General features: G+C 73.2%; 20 protein-coding genes. 13 read left to right on the top strand and 7 right to left on the bottom strand.

All coding sequences use genetic code 11. The features are described 5' to 3' along the window. Positions 1-17: 17 nt before the first annotated feature. Genes IO20_RS0113930 through IO20_RS0113915 form a run of 4 tightly spaced genes read left to right on the top strand, consistent with a single transcriptional unit; the run spans position 18 to position 4,680 of the window. Positions 18-3,221: a sensor histidine kinase gene (locus tag IO20_RS0113930; protein ID WP_063761413.1), complete on the top strand. Its 3,204-nt coding sequence runs from the start codon at positions 18-20 to the stop codon at positions 3,219-3,221. Next, positions 3,218-3,652 carry a roadblock/LC7 domain-containing protein gene (locus tag IO20_RS0113925; protein WP_030552249.1) on the top strand — a complete coding sequence of 145 codons (435 nt, stop codon included), beginning with the start codon at positions 3,218-3,220 and terminating at the stop codon, positions 3,650-3,652. Before IO20_RS0113930 ends, IO20_RS0113925 begins: the two co-directional genes overlap by 4 nt. Before the next feature lie 13 nt (positions 3,653-3,665). After that, positions 3,666-4,082 (top strand): DUF742 domain-containing protein, encoded by a 417-nt coding sequence (locus IO20_RS0113920; protein ID WP_030552251.1) that lies wholly within the window; start codon positions 3,666-3,668, stop codon positions 4,080-4,082. Beyond that, positions 4,063-4,680 (top strand): GTP-binding protein, encoded by a 618-nt coding sequence (locus IO20_RS0113915; RefSeq protein ID WP_030552253.1) that lies wholly within the window; start codon positions 4,063-4,065, stop codon positions 4,678-4,680. The genes IO20_RS0113920 and IO20_RS0113915 overlap by 20 nt, the downstream gene beginning before the upstream one ends. Before the next feature lie 97 nt (positions 4,681-4,777). Here the strand turns inward: IO20_RS0113915 and IO20_RS0113910 are convergent, their stop codons facing one another. Continuing rightward, a complete protein-coding gene (locus tag IO20_RS0113910; RefSeq protein ID WP_030552255.1) occupies positions 4,778-5,203 on the bottom strand; it encodes a PPOX class F420-dependent oxidoreductase in 426 nt (141 codons plus the stop codon). A 166-nt stretch (positions 5,204-5,369) separates the two neighbouring features. Here IO20_RS0113910 and IO20_RS0113905 point away from each other — a divergent pair, with 166 nt between their 5' ends. The 7 genes from IO20_RS0113905 to IO20_RS0113875 all read left to right on the top strand — a co-directional run bounded on the left by IO20_RS0113905 (position 5,370) and on the right by IO20_RS0113875 (position 11,692). Continuing rightward, a complete protein-coding gene (locus tag IO20_RS0113905; protein WP_030552257.1) occupies positions 5,370-5,783 on the top strand; it encodes a roadblock/LC7 domain-containing protein in 414 nt (137 codons plus the stop codon). A 210-nt stretch (positions 5,784-5,993) separates the two neighbouring features. Next, the gene (locus IO20_RS0113900; RefSeq protein ID WP_245684947.1) at positions 5,994-7,055 is read left to right on the top strand and encodes a DUF6397 family protein; all 1,062 of its coding nucleotides are present in this window, start codon (positions 5,994-5,996) and stop codon (positions 7,053-7,055) included. Between the two features lie 105 nt (positions 7,056-7,160). Next, the gene (locus IO20_RS0113895; protein ID WP_030552261.1) at positions 7,161-8,708 is read left to right on the top strand and encodes an ATP-dependent DNA ligase; all 1,548 of its coding nucleotides are present in this window, start codon (positions 7,161-7,163) and stop codon (positions 8,706-8,708) included. Between the two features lie 58 nt (positions 8,709-8,766). Continuing rightward, on the top strand, positions 8,767-9,219 hold the full coding sequence (locus IO20_RS0113890) for a hypothetical protein (protein WP_245684946.1): 453 nt from the start codon (positions 8,767-8,769) through the stop codon (positions 9,217-9,219). Between the two features lie 195 nt (positions 9,220-9,414). Continuing rightward, a complete protein-coding gene (locus IO20_RS0113885; protein ID WP_030552265.1) occupies positions 9,415-10,200 on the top strand; it encodes a polysaccharide deacetylase family protein in 786 nt (261 codons plus the stop codon). Between the two features lie 410 nt (positions 10,201-10,610). Next, positions 10,611-11,324 carry a hypothetical protein gene (locus tag IO20_RS36530; protein WP_063761414.1) on the top strand — a complete coding sequence of 238 codons (714 nt, stop codon included), beginning with the start codon at positions 10,611-10,613 and terminating at the stop codon, positions 11,322-11,324. Beyond that, positions 11,321-11,692: a peptidase inhibitor family I36 protein gene (locus tag IO20_RS0113875; RefSeq protein ID WP_030552268.1), complete on the top strand. Its 372-nt coding sequence runs from the start codon at positions 11,321-11,323 to the stop codon at positions 11,690-11,692. Before IO20_RS36530 ends, IO20_RS0113875 begins: the two co-directional genes overlap by 4 nt. A 65-nt stretch (positions 11,693-11,757) precedes the next feature. On the opposite strand, the gene IO20_RS0113870 is transcribed toward IO20_RS0113875, so the two are convergent. The 6 genes from IO20_RS0113870 to IO20_RS0113845 all read right to left on the bottom strand — a co-directional run bounded on the left by IO20_RS0113870 (position 11,758) and on the right by IO20_RS0113845 (position 16,252). Then, the gene (locus IO20_RS0113870; RefSeq protein ID WP_030552270.1) at positions 11,758-12,945 is read right to left on the bottom strand and encodes a globin domain-containing protein; all 1,188 of its coding nucleotides are present in this window, start codon (positions 12,943-12,945) and stop codon (positions 11,758-11,760) included. Between the two features lie 70 nt (positions 12,946-13,015). Beyond that, the gene (locus IO20_RS0113865) at positions 13,016-13,459 is read right to left on the bottom strand and encodes an RrF2 family transcriptional regulator (RefSeq protein WP_030552272.1); all 444 of its coding nucleotides are present in this window, start codon (positions 13,457-13,459) and stop codon (positions 13,016-13,018) included. A gap of 23 nt (positions 13,460-13,482) precedes the next feature. Next, positions 13,483-14,427, bottom strand: a complete 945-nt coding sequence (locus tag IO20_RS36525; RefSeq protein ID WP_051874562.1) for a hypothetical protein — start codon at positions 14,425-14,427, stop codon at positions 13,483-13,485. A 37-nt stretch (positions 14,428-14,464) separates the two neighbouring features. Beyond that, entirely contained in the window at positions 14,465-14,866 is a 402-nt protein-coding gene (locus tag IO20_RS0113855) for an SHOCT domain-containing protein (protein ID WP_030552275.1), read from the bottom strand. Between the two features lie 143 nt (positions 14,867-15,009). Then, the gene (locus tag IO20_RS0113850; RefSeq protein WP_030552277.1) at positions 15,010-15,459 is read right to left on the bottom strand and encodes a peroxiredoxin; all 450 of its coding nucleotides are present in this window, start codon (positions 15,457-15,459) and stop codon (positions 15,010-15,012) included. Positions 15,460-15,661: 202 nt separating this feature from the next. Beyond that, positions 15,662-16,252 (bottom strand): PadR family transcriptional regulator, encoded by a 591-nt coding sequence (locus tag IO20_RS0113845; protein ID WP_030552279.1) that lies wholly within the window; start codon positions 16,250-16,252, stop codon positions 15,662-15,664. Between the two features lie 118 nt (positions 16,253-16,370). Between IO20_RS0113845 and IO20_RS0113840 the strand changes: the two genes are divergently transcribed. Then, on the top strand, positions 16,371-16,856 hold the full coding sequence (locus IO20_RS0113840; protein WP_030552281.1) for an SRPBCC family protein: 486 nt from the start codon (positions 16,371-16,373) through the stop codon (positions 16,854-16,856). A 136-nt stretch (positions 16,857-16,992) separates the two neighbouring features. Further along, positions 16,993-18,366, top strand: a complete 1,374-nt coding sequence (locus IO20_RS0113835) for a L,D-transpeptidase (protein WP_030552283.1) — start codon at positions 16,993-16,995, stop codon at positions 18,364-18,366. Positions 18,367-18,444 lie beyond the last annotated feature (78 nt).

The raw sequence follows: 18,444 nt of genomic DNA, 5'->3' as shown, positions 1-18,444 counted from the left end.
GCCGGAACGAGGAGGCCATGCGAACTCCCCGCAAGACCAAGGACGCCGAGGCGACGGCGCCGCCGTCGGCCGGTGCGCGCGGCAGGCGCGCCCACGCAGGGCCGCCCGCCGAGGAACAGGGGGAGCCCTGCCCCACCACCGGAACGACCGCCGGCCAGTCGTCAGGACGGACCTCCGGACAACCGGCAGGGCAGACCGCCGGGCAGCCCTCTGGGCAGACGGCAGGGCAGTCGGCAGGACAATCCCCCGGACAGGCGGTGGGACCGCCCGTCCGACCACCGGCCGCCGCCGAGGCGCCGCCCCCGCCCCGCGACACCGCCGCCGGTCGCGGCCGTCCCGGGCGCACCGGGCTCCACGGGCTGCGGCCCCGTACCGTCCGCGCCAAGATCGTCTCGCTCCTGATGGTCCCGGTCGTCTCCCTCCTCGCGCTGTGGGGTTTCGCCACCGTCACCACCGCCCAGGACGTCGCCCGGCTGCGCCAGCTGCAGCGCGTCGACGCCGAGATCCGTGAGCCCGTGACGGCGGTCCTCGCCGCCCTGCAGGCCGAACGGCGCGCCGCCGTACGGCAGGTCGCCGCCCCGGGTGCCACCCGGGCCGCCGAACTCAAGGACCGCGTACGCGGCACGGACGAGGCCGTCGACCGCCTCCGCCTGGACGACACGCACACCGTCGGCGACACCGGTGACCTGCCCGGAGACGTCGGCGCACGGGTGGGCACGCTCGTCGGCAAGGTCGAGGGCCTCACCCGGCTCCGTACCGCCGCCACCGAGGGGCGGGCCGACTGGGACCAGGTGTACGAGGAATACACCGCCGCGGTCTCCGCGGCCTTCGCCGTCGCCGGTGCGCTCACCGGCATCCAGGACGCCCAGCAGGGATCCGACGCGCGCGTACTGCTGGAACTCGGCCGGGCCGGCGAGATGCTGGCCCGCGAGGACGCCCTCCTCACCTCCGCCCACCTCGACGGCCGGTTCACCGAGAGCCGGCTCCGCGCCTTCTCCGGCGCCGTCGAGACCCGCCGTACCCTCACCGCTTCGGCGACCGCCGACCTGCCCGCCGCCGCGCGCGCGGCGTGGACCCGGCTCGCCGCCGGCGGGGACCACACGCGGCTCACCCGGGCGGAGGACCGGATCCGTGCCGCGAGTCCGGGCCGAGCCGCCGCACAGGCCGTCACCTCCGCGGACTGGGACGACACGCTCGCCGCCGTACGGAACGGACTCGGCGCGATCGAGACCGACGCGCGCACCGCGGCGGCCGACCGCGCCGACCCCTTCGCCGGGGGAGTGCTCAGCGCGGGCGGCGCGGCGGTCGTCCTCGGCCTCGCGGCCGTCGCGGCCTCCCTCGTCATCTCCGTCCGGATCGGCCGCGGGCTCGTCGTCGAGCTGGTCAGCCTGCGCAACACCGCCCTCGGCATCGCGCGCGGCAAACTCCCCGCCGCCATGCGCCGGCTGCGCGCCGGCGAGGAGATCGACGTCGAGGCCGAGGCCCCGCCGGGACCCGTGTCCCAGGACGAGGTCGGACAGGTCGGCGAAGCCCTCACGACCGTCCACCGCGCGGCCCTCTCCGCCGCCGTCGAACGCGCCGAACTCGCCAGCGGCATCTCCGGCGTGTTCGTCAACCTCGCCCGCCGCAGCCAGGTCCTCGTCCACCGCCAGCTCAACCTCCTCGACAGCATGGAGCGGCGCGCCGACGACCCCAACGAGCTCGGCGACCTCTTCCGACTCGACCACCTCACCACCCGGATGCGCCGTCACGCCGAGAGCCTCATCATCCTCTCGGGCGCCGCCCCCGGCCGCGCCTGGCGCATGCCCGTCCCCCTCACCAACGTCGTCCGCGCCGCCGTCTCCGAGATCGAGGACTACGCGCGCGTGGAGGTGCGCAGGCTCCCCGAGACGGCCGTGGTCGGCGGCGCCGTCGCCGACCTCACCCACCTCCTGGCGGAACTCATCGAGAACGCCGCCCAGTTCTCCCCGCCCCACACGAAGGTCCGTGTGAGCGGAGAACCCGTCGGCAACGGATACGCCCTGGAGATCGAGGACCGGGGACTCGGCATGGGCAAGGAGACCCTCGCCGAGGCCAACGCCCGCATCGCCCAGTCCGAGGCCCTCGACCTCTTCGACAGCGACCGGCTCGGCCTCTTCGTGGTCAGCAGGCTCTCCTCCCGCCACGACGTCAAGGTCCAGCTGCGGACTTCCCCGTACGGCGGCACGACGGCCGTCGTCCTCCTCCCCACCGACCTGCTCCAGGGGGCGCTGCCGACAGGACGCGGCGCACCGGCCATGGGGCACGGCCCCGACACCCCGCCCGCCGGAACTCCGCGCGTGCGCGATCCTCGCGTGGCCATCGCCGGTGCCGGCGCCCCCGTCGCCGACGAGCGCCGTACGGACGACGCGCGGGCCGCACGCGAACACGAGGAGGCGCACCGCGCGGAGGCCCGCCGCTTCGGCCGTCCCCAGCCGCCCCGCCCCCAGGGACAGGCCGGCCCGCCCGCGCCCGCCGCCCCGGCGTTCACCGGCGGCCCGCCCGCCGGATCCGTTCCGGAGCCCTGCGGGACCGCCCCGCGGCCGGCGCCAGGGGAGCGGCCCGTCCCCCTGTCCGAGGGAGCGGGTGGCGCACGGCCTCCGGTACCGCCGGCCGCCCCGCACTCCTCCCGCCCGCAGCCGTTGCCGCGTCCGACCGCCGTCCCCTCGCTCCCCGCCCCACCGGAGTCCGGGCCGCCGCCCGCAGGAGTCACCGAACTGCGCCGCCGAGGCCCCTCCGTACCGTCGCCGACGCGCGAGAAGCCTGCCGGCACGGCCGACGGTCCCGCCGGACACGGCGACCACGAGACGGAACTGCCCCGGCGCGTACGGCAGGCGAGCCTCGTGCCGCAGCTGCGCGAGGCACCCGCCCCGGCGCCGGCGTTCGTACCGGCCGCGCCCGGCACGGGGTCCCGTACCCCGGAGCAGGTACGGGACCGCATGGCGGCCTACCGGGACGGCTGGCAGCGGGGCGGAGGCGCCGCCCCCGGCAGCAGGCGCCCGCTCGGCGCCGGCTTCGAAGTCGACCCGGGCGCGGAACCCGCCACCCGGCCCCGTACGGATCCGCGTACGGACCCGCGTACGGAGCCGCGTACGGACCCGCGTACAGACCCGCGTACGGAAGCCGGCCGGGGCGCGGGACACCACCCCGGCCACGGCACGACCCCCCTCGACGACCCCCGTACCGAAGGAGACCACGCATGATCGACCACGAGAGGATCTCCCACCGCCGGTCCGGCGAGCTCGACTGGCTCCTCGACGACCTCGTCACGCGGGTCCGGGAGGTCCGCCACACCGTGGTGCTCTCCAACGACGGCCTGGCCGTCGGGTCCTCCAGCGGACTCAGCCGGGAGGACGCCGAGCACCTGGCCGCCATCGCCTCCGGCTTCAACAGCCTCGCCAAGGGCGCGGGACGCCAGTTCCACACCGGGGGCGTCCGCCAGACCATGGTCGAGATGGACGACGGCTTCCTCTTCGTCGCCGCGGCGGGCGACGGATCCTGTCTCGCGGTCCTCAGCTCCGTCAGCGCCGACATCGGCCTGATCGCCTACGAGATGGCCCGACTCGTCAAGCGCGTCGGCGAGCACCTGCACACCCCGCCGCGGCTCACGGTGACCCCGCCGGCCGTCGGCTGACCCGGAGAGACCCATGAACGAGGACAGCACCGGCGTGGGCCCGTCCGTGCCGGGCAGTCAGTGGTACGACGCCGACGCCGGACCGCTCGTACGCCCGTACGCGATGACCGGCGGACGGACCAAGCCGGGGCCCAGCAACGTCAGGTTCGACCTCATCGCCCTCGTCGTCGTCGACGACGATCCGCCCGGGCCGGCCGAGGAGTCCCTCCTCGGCCCCGAGCACCGCTCCCTGCTCGCCCTGTGCCGGGCCGTGACCCAGTCGGTGGCCGAACTCTCCGCCGACGCCGACCTGCCCGTCGGCGTCGTCCGGGTGCTCCTCGGTGACCTCCTCGAATCGGGCTTCGTGCGCGTCAGCCGGCCCGTACCGCCCGCACAGCTCCCTGACGAAAGAATCCTGAGGGAAGTAATCGATGGCCTACGAGCGCTCTGAGAGCAGCGGCGCGGACGACAGCGCGGACAGCACCGCCCTCGCCCTGAAGATACTGGTCGCCGGTGGATTCGGCGTGGGCAAGACCACCCTCGTCGGCGCGGTCAGCGAGATCCGGCCGCTGCGCACCGAGGAACAGCTCAGCCGCGCCGGTGAGTTCGTCGACGACACCGGGGGAGTCGACCAGAAGACCACCACGACCGTCGCCATGGACTTCGGCCGCATCACGATCCGCTCCGGGCTCTCCCTCTACCTCTTCGGGACGCCCGGCCAGGACCGGTTCTGGTTCCTGTGGGACGAGTTGTCACAGGGCGCGCTGGGAGCCGTCGTCCTCGCCGACACGCGGCGCCTGGAGGACTGCTTCCCGGCGGTCGACTACTTCGAGCACCGGAAGATCCCCTTCGTCGTCGCCGTGAACTGCTTCACGGGCGCGCGCGCGTACGGCGCGGCCGAGGTCTCCCGCGCGCTCGACCTTGACCGCGGCACCCCTGTCGTCCTCTGCGACGCGCGCGACCGCGACTCGGGGAAGGAGGTCCTGATCCGTCTGGTCGAGTACGCGGGGCGCATGCACACCGCCCGTCTCCTGGACACCGTGGGCTGACCGGCTGACCGGCTGACCGGCTGACCGGCTGACCGGCACGCAGGCCGGTCCGTCGGCCGCACCGACCCTGGTGTCCGTGCCGGACCGGGTCCCGGCTCTAGTCGGCGACCCCCGCCTCGGCGAACACCTTGTGGACGCGTACCCGGACGAGGAGTTCGCCCGGGACCGCGTTCCGCGCCCCGAACTCGTCGGCCCGGTCCTCGCCCATGTAGCGGGCGCCGATGCGGCCGGCCCAGAGGCGCAACTCGACAGGGTCCTCGCTGAGTTCGGCGCGGCCGGTCAGGGAGACGAAGGCGAAGGGAGGGGTGTCGTCGTCGACGCAGAGGGACACCCGACCGTCGCGGACCAGGTTGCGGCCCTTCACCGTGTCCTTGCCGGTGGTGAACACGAAATCGTCGCCGTCCATCAGGAACCAGACCGGTACGACGTGCGCACTGCCGTCGTCGCGTACGGTCGCCAGCTTGCCGGTCCGGGTTCCCGCGGACACGAACGTCCGCCACTGGTCATCGGTCATCCTCGTCATGGCCCCATCCTGCGGCACGCGCGGGCGTGGCGCAGTGCTTGCCCTGTTCACGACAGTGCGTAAGGCTTGCGGCGATACGGCGGACCACGCGGCACCGGGATCACGGCCATCCGGACCACGGCCATCCGGCGCCGAAGGGACGCACCGACCAGGGGGAGGACCACTGATGGCATTGGACAAGGGACTTGACTGGCTGCTCGACGACCTGACCCAGCGGGTCGGATTCATACGGCACGCGCTGGTGCTGTCGAACGACGGGCTGGTGACCGGCGCGAGCAGCGGCCTCGTCCGTGAGGACGCCGAGCACCTGGCCGCCGTCTCGTCAGGCCTGCACAGCCTCGCCCGGGGCTCGGGCCGGCACTTCCGGGCGGGCAGGGCGCGACAGACGATGGTGGAGTTCGACGAGGCGCTGCTCTTCGTGACGGCGGCGGGCGAGGGGAGCTGCCTGTGCGTCCTGAGCGCGGCGGAGGCGGACGTCGGCCAGGTCGCGTACGAGATGACGCTGCTCGTCAACCGGGTGGGCGAGCACCTGGGAGTGGCGGCGCGCCAGCCGGGACATCCGGGGGGCGGCCTGCTCTGAGCCCTGCGGTCGTCGTCCTCGGCGAACGCCACGGGGCATCCGCTCCGGGATGCGCCGCAGGCGTTGTCCACAGGAAGTTGTCCACAGGTCGTGCGAGTTTCGTCACTCTGCGTTACGTTCTCGGTGGTGGGTCGGACGGACCCGCGACACGAGAGACACGGACGTACGGGGGAGGGCCACGGGATGACGGTGGACGAAGGAGCGCGCACGGTGACGCCGGCTCGGGCCGCGCAGGAGCTGGAGCTGGGGCGTGAGGAGTTCCGGCTCGCGGTTCAGCTCGGTCTGGTGAGGACGGTGCCGGTGGGAGAGAGCGACCGGCGGCGGGTCGAGCGGCGCGAACTCGACCGCCTCAGGGCAGGGCCGGACTTCCCCGACGGTCTGCGCGACCGGGTGCGCGCGGTCGGCACCGGGGAGGCCGCCGCACTCCTGGAGATCACGCCGGACCGGTTCACCAAGCTGGCTCGGACGGGCCACGTCAGTCCGGTGCGGTTCTCCGTGAACCGCTACCGGGCGGTGGTGTGGATGTATCTCGCGGAGGAGGTCGCCGAGTTCGGCCTCACCTGCCCTTCCCTGCTCACCGGACGGCTGCCCCTCGACGTGCGGGAGCGCATCGCCGCGCACGAGGACCTTCGGCCGAGAAACTGGCGGTCCCGGCGGCTGAGCCTGTTGCTCCGCGCCGCGGCCGGCCCTTGGGCGCGGGCGGCGGCCATCGCCTCGCTCCTGGATCCGGTCCAGGTGGCCGAGGTGGTCGACGACCCCTACGAGCGTTCCCACCTCGACCGCTTGCGTCCGCCGCGACCTCAGGGGATGCCGGCGCGGTCGGCGGCGCGGGAGGTCGCCGAGCGGCTTACGCGGGCCGACGACCCGGACGAGATCCTCTGGCACCGGATGAGCCTGGCCCTGGCCGTGGACGAGGCGCGCGCCGAGGAGTCGGCTCCGTATCCCGGCGAGTCCGGTGCGGTCTCGCCCGGCGTCGCGGCGGAGGGGTGGGCCGGCGCCAGGATCCCCGTGGAGCCGCGATCGCCCGCACCGGCCGTGGTGCCCGGACCGGCCGTGGTGCCCGCACCGGTCATGATGCCCGCACCGACCGCGGTGCCCGCACCGGCCATGGTGCCCGTTCCGTCCGTACCGGCACCCGTCGGGCGTCCGGCGGCGCCCGACCGTCCACCGGGCCGTCCGGCCCGCACCCGGCTGCTCGACCGGTTCCGGCGTCGGCGGGCGGCGGACACCGGACGCGCCAAGGGACGGAGGCGCCCGGTGTCCTGGCCCTGACGTAGATGTCCAGGGGCTGCCCGGTCCGGTCGGGGCGAGGGGGCGTCGCGGCGGAAGGAGGGGTGTCGGGGTGCGGGGGCGGCGGGGTGTGGGGAGGATGAGCTCATGCTGCTCGCCCGTGTCGCGGAGGTGTCCCGACAGGTCTCCGCCGCCTCCGCGCGCTCGCGCAAGATCCGCCTGCTGGCCGAACTGTTCGCGGAGGCCGCGCCGGAGGAGAGCCCCCTTGTCATCGCCTATCTGTCCGGGAGACTCCCGCAGGGACGGATCGGCGTCGGGTGGAGCGTCCTGAAGGGTGTGGTTCCGCCCGCCGTGCCACCCGTGGAGTCACCGGGGCTCACGCTCCGGCACGTCGACGAGCTGATGACGGAGATGGCCGCGGTGTCCGGAGTCGGCTCCCGCGCGGAACGAACCCGCCTCGTCCACGCCCTGTTCGCGGCCGCCACGCACGACGAGCAACAGCTCCTGCTGCGGCTGCTCACCGGGGAGGTACGGCAGGGAGCCCTGGACGCCATCGCCCTGGAGGGCGTGGCCCAGGCCGCCACCGTGCCCGCCGCCGAGCTGCGGCGTGCCGTGATGCTCGAAGGCGCGCTGCCCCCGGTCGCCCAGGCGGTGCTCGCCGAGGGCGCCACCGCCCTGCACCGGTTCACCCTGCGGGTCGGCACGCCCGTGCAGCCCATGCTGGCGCACACCGCCGCCTCCGTCGGCGAGGCGATCGGCGCTCTCGGGCCCTGCGTCGTCGAGGAGAAGCTCGACGGCATCCGCGTGCAGGTCCATCGGCGCGGGCACGACGTCCGTGTCCACACCCGCTCCCTGGACGACATCACCGACCGTCTCCCCGAAGTCGTCGCGACCGCCCTCGCCGTGCCCGCCGACGCGTTCATCCTGGACGGCGAGGTGATCGCCATCGACCCCGGGACCGGGCGTCCCGTGTCCTTCCAGACCATCGCGGCCCGGGTCGGTTCCCGCACCGACGTGGCCGGGGCGCGGGCCACCCTGCCCCTCACGCCCGTCTTCTTCGACGTCCTCGCGGTCGACGGAGAGGGCCTGATCGACCGCCCCGGCCGCGAACGGCACGAGGTCCTCTCCCGGCTGCTTCCGGCGACCCAGCGGGTCCGCCGGTTCGTCGTCACCGACCCCGCGGACCCGGCGCAGACCGGGGAGGCCGAGCGGTTCTTCACGGACACCCTGGTCCGTGGACACGAAGGCGTACTGGTGAAGGCGCTGGACGCGCCCTACGTCGCGGGCCGCAGAGGACGTACCTGGCTCAAGGTGAAACCCGTCCACACCGTCGACCTCGTCGTCCTCGCCGTCGAACGGGGCCACGGGCGCAGGACCGGACTCCTCTCCAACCTGCACCTCGGCGCCCGCACGACGGACGGCGGGTTCGTCATGCTCGGCAAGACCTTCAAAGGGCTGACCGACGAGATGCTGCGCTGGCAGACCGAGCGGCTGGCGGAACTCGCCGTGGAGGACGACGGCTTCACCGTACGGGTACGGCCCGAGCTGGTCGTCGAGATCGCCTACGACGGCCTCCAGGCCTCGACGCGCTACCCGGCCGGTGTCACCCTCCGCTTCGCCCGCGTCGTGCGCCACCGACCCGACAAGCCGGCCTCGGAGGCCGACACGGTGGAGGAGATCATCGGCCGTCGGTGAGGGCGGGAGGGGCGGGAGGGGTCTCGCGCGACGCCGTCCGGCGAGGGATGCTGGAGAGGTGGCACGGCGGCGCCGGCGCGACGAGCGCGGGCGCCTCGACGACAGGCGCCACGAGCGACGGGCGGGCCGCGAGGAGATGAGCGACGTGTACGACTTGCACATCGACACCGACGTCACCGTGCAGCTGAGCGACTGCTGCCGGGAGGATGCCCAGGCCGTTTTCGACGTCCTCGACGTCGTCTATCAGCTGGAGGACCAGGCCCCGAGCCCGCAGGCGGCCACCGGGCCTTCTCCCACCGTCTGGACGGCCACCTTCGACACGGCGGGCGGACGGCGCCAGGAGGTGCGTCCTCCCAGCCTGACGTCCCCGGTCGGCGTCACGCTCACCGGCGGCTACCACGCCGTCGACGAGGTCGAGAAGGTGCTCGCCGCCGGCTTCGACATCCAGTCCCTGCAGGCCGTCTCCGGTGACCAGGAGACGGAGGCCAGGCTGCTGCTCGCCCCCCGCTGAGCGGCGGGCGGCGGACTCTCCCCGGACGGAGCGGACGGGCGCCGTCCGGGGTCGACGTGTGCCCGCACGAGGGAGGACCCTACCGACACCCCCGGTATACACCGTGTGTAGAGTGCTCGATCGGCCGTGAACACCGTCCTGACCAGACGGAACCCGGCCGGACCGAAGACACCACCGGGGAAGGCAGGTTCCACCATGTTCCGATCCAGGCCGGGCCGACGCAGGGGGACGGCCGCCGTCCTGCTCGCCGCCGCGTCGCTGATGCTGACGCTCGGCGGCTGCGGAGTCGACACCGTGACACCGCAGGACGCGCGGGAAGAGGCCGGAACGGACGACAAGGCGGGCGCCGCGGCCCGCCGCGTCGACTGCGCCAAGGTCAAGTGCATCGCGCTGACCTTCGACGCGGGACCGGGCAAGGACACTCCCCGGCTTCTCGACATCCTGAAGGAGAAGCGGGTCCCCGCGACCTTCTTCCTGCTCGGCAGGAAGCACGTCGACCGCTACCCGCAGGTGGTCGCGCGCATAGCCGCCGAGGGGCACGAGGTCGCCAACCACACCTGGACGCACCGGATCCTGACCGATCTAGACGAGGCGGAGGTCCGTGACGAGCTGTCCCGCACCCAGGAGGCCATCGAGAAGATCACCGGCCGGAAACCCACCCTCATGCGCCCGCCGCAGGGGCGCACCGACGACATGGTGTCCGACGTCAGCAGGGAGCTGGGGCTCGCCCAGATCCTGTGGAGCGTCACCGCCAAGGACTACTCCACCACCGACTCGGCCCTCATACGCCAGCGAGTGCTCGAGCAGGCGCACGGCGACGGGATCATCCTGCTCCACGACATCTACGACGGGACCGTCCCGGCCGTCCCGTCGATCATCGACGAGCTGAAGCGGCGGGGCTTCACCTTCGTGACGGTGCCGGAGCTCCTCGCCCCGGGCCAGGCCGAAGCCGGCTCCGTCTATCGCCCCGAGAAGGACTGACCGACCTGACGAAATCGGGTGATGTGCCTCACATCGCCTATGGGGGAACGCTCGGAACATTCGGGAAAGGTTTATCGTTCATACGTATGTGACTGCGAAGGGGCCCGGTCCCCTGGTCCCCCGCCAGAGGTGACCGCCCTTCGCGTCACGGCGATCGGCCCCGGTTGGAATCCCCCGTCCAACCGGGGCTTTGTCGTTCCCGTTCCCGTTCCCGTTTTCCGTTCCCAGGGGCTCCCGGTCCCGCTCCGCGCGGCACGTCGACGGCGCATGAGGGGCGCGTGCCCCGGCGCGTTCGACCCGTTCGAGTGACCTCCGGCATGGCGGCGCTCCCCTCGGGCAGTGATCATTCCGAGCCGCCGAGTCGATCACTCGCCGAAGCTCCGACCAGGAACGATCCAAGGGGGACCGCCATGCTGTGCAGCGCCGCGCACATCCGTCACACCGTCCTGGCGGCCGCCGCCGCACTACTGCTCGCGGGTTGCACCGCCGTCGGACCGGGAGCACCCGGAACCCCCGGAGTCCCGTCCGGCGCGGCAGCCCAGGACGCGCTGCTCAAAGGCGCCGAGCACCGGCTCGTCGTCGACTGCCTGCGCGACCAGGGCCTCTCGCCGGCTTCCAGGCCCCGCGCCCCGGATGAGGACCGGACCTTCCGGGCGGCGCTGTTCGGCGCCGGTCCCCGGGAACTCTCCGTCACCCTCGCCACGGGCGCCACCGTCACCGCCCACCAGGACGGCTGCCTCGCCACCGCCCGCCACCGGCTCTACGGCGATCAGCGCCGCTGGTTCCGGGTCCAGGTCATCGTCGACAACCTCCGCGCCGAGGCCCAGGCCCGCGTGCGCGCCGACCCCGCCCACCGTGCGGCACTCGACCGCTGGACCCGGTGCGTGACCCCATCCGGCCGTCCCCGCCCCGACCGTCCCGATCCGGCCGTCGCGACCCGCTGCGGCCGGGAGAGCGGACTCGACGAGGTCCGCGCCCGGCTCGAGGCCGCCGAGCTGGCCGCCGTACGCACCCTGCGGCGCGACGAGCTCACCGCATACCGGCAGCTGCGCGACCGCGCGCTGCGGCGGGCAGCCGAACTGCCCGCGCCCACCCACCCGCAGAAAGGCCCCACACTCTCGTGAAGCGACTTCTCGTCACCACCGCCGCGGCGCTGTTCGCCGCCACCGCAGGACTCGCGCTCGCCACCTCCGCCGGGGCCGCCGAATGCCCCAGCGGCGAGTTCTGCGTCTGGCAGGACTCCAACTTCGGCGGTCAGCGTGCCAACTGGAGCGGAGACGACGGCTGGTGGGAGAGCTGGATCTCCGACACCGACTCCTCCTGGGCCAACCACGGCATCTCGGGCCCCGGCATCAAGGACCACGTCAAGGTATACGAGAGCGCATGGCAGGGCGGCGGCGTGACCATCTGTCTCGCCCCGGGACAGGAGGTCGGCTACAACGGCGCCGCCAACGACCGCGGTGACTCCCACGTCTGGTCGACCGGCTGCTGACCGGCTCCCCCGCCCCGTCTGCGACGCGAAGGGGCGGGGGAGGCCTGCCGACCGGGCGTTCCGGCTCAGCTCTCGGCGCCCAGCCACAGGTCGGGACCGAACACCTCGTAGTGGATGCCGGCGGCGGCGACGCCCCGGCCGATGAGGTCACCGCGGACCGAGCGCAGGAAGGGCAGAGGCCCGCACAGGTACGCGGTCACGGCGTCCGGCAGGTCGAGCGCGGTGACGTCCGCACGGCCGGGGCGGGCGGACGCATCGCCCGGCTCCTCGTACCAGAGGTGCAGGGATCCCTGCGGCAGCGTGTCCACGAGGCGTCGCAGTTCGGCGGCGTGCGCGTGGGACGCGGGGGAGCGGTCGGCGTGCACGACCACGACCGGCCGGGTGGAGCCGGTCGCCACGAGGTGGTCGAGCATCGCGAGCATCGGGGTGCAGCCGATCCCGGCGGAAGCGAGCAGCAGGGGGCTCTCGCCCTCGGGGAGCATCAGGTCTCCGAAGGGGGCGGAGACCTCCACCGTGTCCCCCGGGCGCGCGTGGGCGTGCAGCCAGGAGGAGACCTCGCCGGCCGGGTCGCCGTCCATCCGCTTCACGCTGATCCGCCACGCGTGGCGTGCGGGAGCGGCGGACAGGCTGTACTGGCGGATCTGCCGGGCGCCGTCGGGCAGGGTGACCTGGACGCTCACGTACTGGCCCGGCCGGAACGCGCCCGTGGGGGTCCCGTCGGCGTGACGCAGTACGAAGGAGACCGTGTCGGTCGTCTCCTCGTGCCGCTCGGCGATCTCCATCGACCGCCAGACCTGCCCCTCGGCGACGCCGGCCTCCTGGTAGAGGCGGGCCTCGACGGCGATCAGCGCGTTGGCCATGAGCCAGTACACCTCGTCCCAGGCCTGTGCGACCTCGGCGGTCACCGCGTCGCCGAGGACCTCGACGATCGCGGCGAAGAGGTGTTCGTGCACGGTCTTGTACTGTGCGGCCGTCACACCGAGCGAGGCGTGCTTGTGCGCGATCCGGGACAGCATCACGTCCGGACGGGCGTCCGGCCTCTCGAGCAGGGCGGAGGCGAAGGCGGCCATGGAACCCGCGAGCGCCTGACGCTGCTCGCCGTTGGCCTGGTTGCCCCGGTTGAACAGGTCGCGCAGCAGCTCGGGATGGGCGGCGAAGAGGCGCCCGTAGAACCGCTCGGTGATCTCGTCGAGCGCGCCGCCGACGGCGGGCAGAGTGGCGCGGACGACCGGGACGGCCTGCTCGGACAGCATGACGACTCGCAATCTGGTAGATGATCTACCTATTTAAAGGTGTGTATGCACCGCTGGAGTGCGGTACGGCTCAAGCGGTCGGGCGCGGGCTGAGCGAAAGCAGCAGGGGGCCGGTCGGGGAGTCCACGAGATCGGCCACCGTCAGGGGGTCGAGTGCGCGGTAGAACGCCTCCTGCGCCTCGCGCAGCGCTCTGCGCAACCGGCAGGCGGTGCGCAGCGGGCACGGCGGATCGCCCTCACAGGCGACGACCTCCTCCTCGCCCTCCAGGGTGCGGGCCAGCCAGCCCACGGAGGAACGCCTGCCCCGCTCCGTCAGGACCAGCCCGCCGCCACGGCCGCGCCGAGCCTCGATCACGCCGAGGTGCTGGAGTCGGGTGACCACCTTCGCCATATGGGCGTAGGGCACGTCCATCGACTCCGCCACCTCGCGGGTGGTGACGGACTCCTCCGGAGCGGTGACCGCCAGGCGCATCACGGCACGGAGCGCCAGGTCGGTGAACTTCGTCAGCCTCACCCCGTGACCGTATCAAACCGGTATCAGAGATACCTATTAGGGGTCCGGTGTCGTCTCCAGTGCCGCCACAGCCATGCGCCGCCCGTGACCAGGCAGCCGGCCGTCAGGAGGATCCCCACGAGCGGCCACCGCCCGCCCGCGATCCGGGTGTCCGTGACGATCACCAGGAACACGGCCACCAAGGGCACGAGGAGGGAGCCGAGCGCACGCAGCCCCGCCATCGCGGTGGCGGGGTCGATCCGGACACCGCGCGGGGAGCGCGGGTCGGGGGATCCGACGTAGAAGACGGTGGCCCGGTCGGTCAGCTCTGTCGTGGCACGCCGGTACGAGACGGCCATGTAGGGCAGCCACACGTGCGGTGCCACCAGACCGACCAGGAACACCACGAGGAGGAGCCCCCACCGGCCGACGCGGACCAGCAGGCCGGCACCGTCATCGGCCGTGATCAGTCCGAGGAGGCGCGCCATCCGCGAGATCAGGTCCCGCAGCACGGCCAGGTGGCCCGATCCGTTCGGGGCTCGTGGCCGGCCTCCGTGCGCCTCCAGCGCTGCGCGGGCCGCCGTGGTGTCCCCGTACACGCCTTGCAGGAAGAGCAGTTCGGCTGCCCGCTCCGGGTCCGTGGTGTCCCGCCCTTCGGCGGCGGCGAGTTCGAGCACGGTGCGTGCCTGGGAGAGGAGTGCGCCGCAGAAGGCGAACGGGATGAGGAAGAGGAACGGGCCGCCGACGAAGGCCCCTTCGGACACCACCGCTCTGCGTCCACGGACCACGACCAGGGCTCTCAGGTCGGCCGCGTCGGCCTCGGGGTGAGCCGCCCGCAGACGGGCGACGGCGGCTCCGGCGCCCGGACCCAGATGGCGCAGCGCGAAGGACGCGAGCGACTCCGGAAGTCTGCCGGGCTCCGCCAGGACCTCCCGCCACAGGGAGCCCGCGAGCCCGGAGGCCGGTGCCACCCGCGCCTTCTTCCGCACGACCGCGTGTGCTTCCTTCCCCTGAGCCTCCGGTGTCTCAGGCCAGGACCCTGGCCTTCGCCTTCTCGAACTCCTCGGGCGTGAGGGCGCCCTTCTCCTTCAGGTCCGCGAGCCGGGCCAGTTCGTCGGCGGAGCCGCCGGAGCCGCCGCCCTGGGGTCCGGCGGTCTTGCGGATGTACTCCTGGAACGCGGCCTCGCTCTCCCTGGCCCGCTTCACATCACGCTCGCCCATGCTCTTGCCCCGGGCGATGACGTAGACCAGCACGCCGAGGTACGGCAGCACGATGCAGAAGATCAGCCAACCGGCCTTGGCCCACCCGTTGAGGGAGTGGTCCCGGAAGATGTCGGTGACCACCTTGAACAGCAGGAACAGCCACATGATCCAGAGGAAGAACCACAGCATCGTCCAGAAGACGTTGAGGAGGGGGTAGTCGTCCATTCCTGCACACTCCGTTCCCGCGCAGGCCGGGAGAGGCCGGGCGTTGCAGCGAGTCTCACCCGACCGGCCCGTCCCCGCACGTCGTGAGCCCCCCACGTGCGGGCCGTCCGTCCCCGTGGTGGGCTGGAAGTGCGCCGAGCGGCTCAGGCGGTGCGCAGGGCGGCGAGGGCGCGGTCGGCGTGGGCGCTCATGCGCAGTTCGCTGCGGACGACCTCGCGTATCCGCCGGTCCTGGCCGATCACGAACGTCACCCGCTTCGTCGGCGCGAGGGAGAACCCGCGCTTCACCCCGAACCGGTCGCGCACGGCGCCGTCCGGGTCGGAGAGCAGCGGGTAGCCGAGCGAGTGCCGCTCGGCGAACTCCTGCTGCCGCTCCACGGCGTCCGTGCTGATCCCGACGGGGAGCGCGCCGACGGCGCGGAACTCGGCCGCGAGATCCCGGAAGTGGCAGGCCTCGGCGGTGCAGCCGGGCGTGAGGGCCGCCGGGTAGAAGAAGAGGACGACCGGTCCCTCGGTGAGCAGGCCGGTCAGGGACCTGGGGGTGCCCGTCTCGTCCGGCAGGCTGAAGTCCTCGACGAGGTCACCGACGTTCATAGAGGTCCGTCCCCGATCCGTCCAAGATCCGCGACCGGCGGGTCCGATGGCGGACCGGTGACGTTACCGCACGGTAGGCGCGCCGTCACTCCCGCCCCGGCGCTCCTCGCCCCGTCACTCCCGGGCCGTCCCGCCCCGCCCTGTCACTCCCCGGCGGGTCCTCCGGCCAGGCCGGCCACGGCCCCCTGACCCTGCTCCGTCCTCATCCCACCGCCGACTCCTCCGTGGCCCGGCTCCGGGCCAGGGCGCGGCGGTCGAGCACGGCGAGGGTCCGCTCGCCCCAGCGCAGGTTCTCCTCCTCGAAGAACCGGCCGCGCATCAGCGTGAGATACGGGCCGACGCGCTCGGCCTCGTCGAGGTAGCTCGCCTCGTCCCGGCCGGCGAGCATCCACTCCCGCAGCCGGTCGTAGCGGGCCAGCTTCGCCCGGGCCGTCTCCATCCGCTGGGCCACGAAGCCGCGTACGGCCGCCGTGTCCCCCTCGTCGCAGGCCTGTACCTGGACCATCAGCTCGTCACGGACGGCGCTGGGGCGCGGCGGCGACGCCGTGTAGGCGGTCAGGTCCCGGAGCCCGGGCTCCGTGAGGCTGAACATCCGCTTGTTGGGGCGCCGTTCCTGCTCCACCACACGCGCGGTGATGAGGCCGGCCTCCGCGAGCCGGTCCAGCTCGCGGTAGAGCTGCTGCGGGGTGGCGGCCCAGAAATTGGCGACGGACACGTCGAAGATCTTGGCAAGGTCGTATCCGGATGCCTCGCCCTCCAGGAGAGCCGCGAGGACGGCGTGCTTCAGCGACATCCGGACACGCTAGCAGCACGTTGATTAGTTTCTTCCGCACCTAATCAACCAGCGACCCCCCGGTCGGACGGAGGCCCTAAGCTGGAGAAAGGGGACGGCAGACCCGAGGGGCAGCGCGATGGACAGTGACACGTTCGTCTACACCACCTACATCCGGACCACCCCCGACGATCTCTGGAAGGCGCTCACCGACCCGGTGTTCACCCGCCGGTACTGGGGCGTGGCCTTCGAGACGGAGTGGACCCCGGGCGCGCCCATGGTCTGGGACGAGGGCGGGCGCAGGACCGCCGACCCCGAGCAGGTCGTCCTCGCCGCCGAGCCCGGCCGCCTCCTCTCGTACACGTGGCACACCTTCACCCCGGCCTGGGCGGACGCCGTCCATCTCGACGAGGACGTCTACCAGCGCCTGGTCCGGGAGCCCCGGTCCGTGGTGACGTTCGCGATCGAACCCTCCGGCGACACGGTCAAACTCACCGTCACGCACGGCGAGCTCGAAGCCGACGGCATGATGAAGGGGCTGATCGGCGAAGGCTGGCCCGCGCTCATCTCCAGCCTGAAGTCCCTGCTGGAGACGGGCGAGGAGCTTCCCGAACCGCCCCGCTGACCCATTCGAGTCGTCTCGCCCGCCACTCCTCCGCCACGCCCACCGCCTTGATCATCTTTTCCTCCTTTCATCCGTTTTGATGCTGCGGTCGGCATCCCCCGCCGGCGTCGTCGTCCGGAAGGGGAGGCTGTCCGACGTGTCGTCACGCAGATCCGCACGGGGCTGGAGGGCGCTGTCCCTGGCCGTCGGAGCCGTTCTCGTCAGTACGGCGGCCCATTCGGCCCATTCGGCCGAGTCGGCCGCCGGCTCCGACCGGCGCGCCGGCGCCGCGGCCCTGGAGTCCACCGCCGTCGTCTCGGTGGACGGCTGCGGCGCCGTCGGCGGCCTGTGCTCCGCACCCCGCCGCACCCTCGTGCTCACCGGCGGAACCGTCCTCACCGGGCAGCCGGTCACGCTCGGCCCCGAGGCCTCGGGCCCGGTCGAACTCGCGCTGCGGACTCCCGGAGTACTGGCCGACGTGACCGTCACCGACCAGCGCGGCCGCCGCCTCGCCGGCGCGCCGAGCGCCGACGGCACCCGGTGGACCAGCGCCGCGCCGCTGCCGGCGGGAGCCCGATACACGGCCCGCCTCGTCGTCGAGCGGACCGGGACCGAGGGGTCGGGGCACCTCCTCGCCCGCGTCGAGTTCCGTACCGAAGCGGCCCCCGCCGGCGAACGGCTCACCGTCGCCTTCGGGCCTGAGGGCGGCGGTACCTACGGCGTCGGCCGCCCGGTCACCGCGGAGCTCAGCCACGCCGTGCCGGCGGGCGCCTCCGAGGCCCGCCGCGCCGTCGAGCACGGCCTCGTCGTGCGGACGGAACCCCAGGTCGAGGGGGCCTGGTACTGGGTCGACTCCGACACCCTCCACTACCGGCCGCGCCACTACTGGCCCGCCCGCACCACCGTCCGCGTCCGCAGTGCCCTCGAAGGGGCACGGATCACCGACGCCCTCCACGGCGGCCGCTCCCGGCCGCTCACCTTCACCACCGGGTCCCGGATCGAGGCGGTGACCGACGTCTCCGCCCACCAGATGACGGTGCTCCGGGACGGGCGCGTCCTGCGCACCCTGCCGGTCACCACCGGCAAGGCCGGCTTCCGCACCCGGGGCGGCACCAAGGTCGTCCTCGGCAAGGAGGCGCTCGTCCGCATGCGCGGCGACTCCATCGGCATCGCCCGCGGCAGCCGCGACCACTACGACCTGAAGGTGCGCTGGGCCACCCGGGTGACGTGGAGCGGTGAGTACCTGCACGCCGCCCCCTGGTCGCTCGACGCGCAGGGCAGCGCGGACGTCAGCCACGGCTGCACCGGCATGAGCACGGAGGACGCCGCCTGGCTGTTCCGCACCGTCCGCGAGGGGGACCTCGTCCGTGTGGTCAACGGGTACGGCGAGCCCATGCCCACCTTCGGCAACGGCTTCGGCGACTGGAACCTCAGCTGGTCCGCATGGCTGCGCGGCAGCGCTCTCTCCGCGCGCGCCACCGACGGACACCTCCCGAGCCCCGCCGCGGCCGTCCTGAGGCCCGCGTTCTGAGGGGGCACCACACCTCTGCACGCGGCCCGCGCCGCCCCGGGCGCGGCGTGCGGCCCAGGGCCGTACCGCTCGGTGATA

Source organism: Streptomyces exfoliatus, from assembly GCF_000725545.1.
Lineage (GTDB): Bacteria > Actinomycetota > Actinomycetes > Streptomycetales > Streptomycetaceae > Streptomyces > Streptomyces exfoliatus.
The sequence above is the reverse complement of the archived record's forward strand: the minus strand, read 5'-3'. Positions and strand labels throughout refer to the sequence as shown.

Excerpts from the sequence above, each read along its gene's own strand:
- IO20_RS0113845 (WP_030552279.1), bottom strand. The coding sequence starts at position 16,252 with ATGTCGCTGAAGCACGCCGTCCTCGCGGCTCTCCTGGAGGGCGAGGCA.
- IO20_RS0113915 (WP_030552253.1), top strand. The coding sequence starts at position 4,063 with ATGGCCTACGAGCGCTCTGAGAGCAGCGGCGCGGACGACAGCGCGGAC.
- IO20_RS0113885 (WP_030552265.1), top strand. The coding sequence starts at position 9,415 with ATGTTCCGATCCAGGCCGGGCCGACGCAGGGGGACGGCCGCCGTCCTG.
- IO20_RS0113910 (WP_030552255.1), bottom strand. The coding sequence starts at position 5,203 with ATGACGAGGATGACCGATGACCAGTGGCGGACGTTCGTGTCCGCGGGA.
- IO20_RS0113905 (WP_030552257.1), top strand. The coding sequence starts at position 5,370 with ATGGCATTGGACAAGGGACTTGACTGGCTGCTCGACGACCTGACCCAG.
- IO20_RS0113895 (WP_030552261.1), top strand. The coding sequence starts at position 7,161 with ATGCTGCTCGCCCGTGTCGCGGAGGTGTCCCGACAGGTCTCCGCCGCC.
- IO20_RS0113930 (WP_063761413.1), top strand. The coding sequence starts at position 18 with ATGCGAACTCCCCGCAAGACCAAGGACGCCGAGGCGACGGCGCCGCCG.
- IO20_RS36530 (WP_063761414.1), top strand. The coding sequence starts at position 10,611 with ATGCTGTGCAGCGCCGCGCACATCCGTCACACCGTCCTGGCGGCCGCC.
- IO20_RS0113925 (WP_030552249.1), top strand. The coding sequence starts at position 3,218 with ATGATCGACCACGAGAGGATCTCCCACCGCCGGTCCGGCGAGCTCGAC.
- IO20_RS0113840 (WP_030552281.1), top strand. The coding sequence starts at position 16,371 with ATGGACAGTGACACGTTCGTCTACACCACCTACATCCGGACCACCCCC.
- IO20_RS0113920 (WP_030552251.1), top strand. The coding sequence starts at position 3,666 with ATGAACGAGGACAGCACCGGCGTGGGCCCGTCCGTGCCGGGCAGTCAG.
- IO20_RS0113855 (WP_030552275.1), bottom strand. The coding sequence starts at position 14,866 with ATGGACGACTACCCCCTCCTCAACGTCTTCTGGACGATGCTGTGGTTC.
- IO20_RS0113850 (WP_030552277.1), bottom strand. The coding sequence starts at position 15,459 with ATGAACGTCGGTGACCTCGTCGAGGACTTCAGCCTGCCGGACGAGACG.
- IO20_RS0113870 (WP_030552270.1), bottom strand. The coding sequence starts at position 12,945 with ATGCTGTCCGAGCAGGCCGTCCCGGTCGTCCGCGCCACTCTGCCCGCC.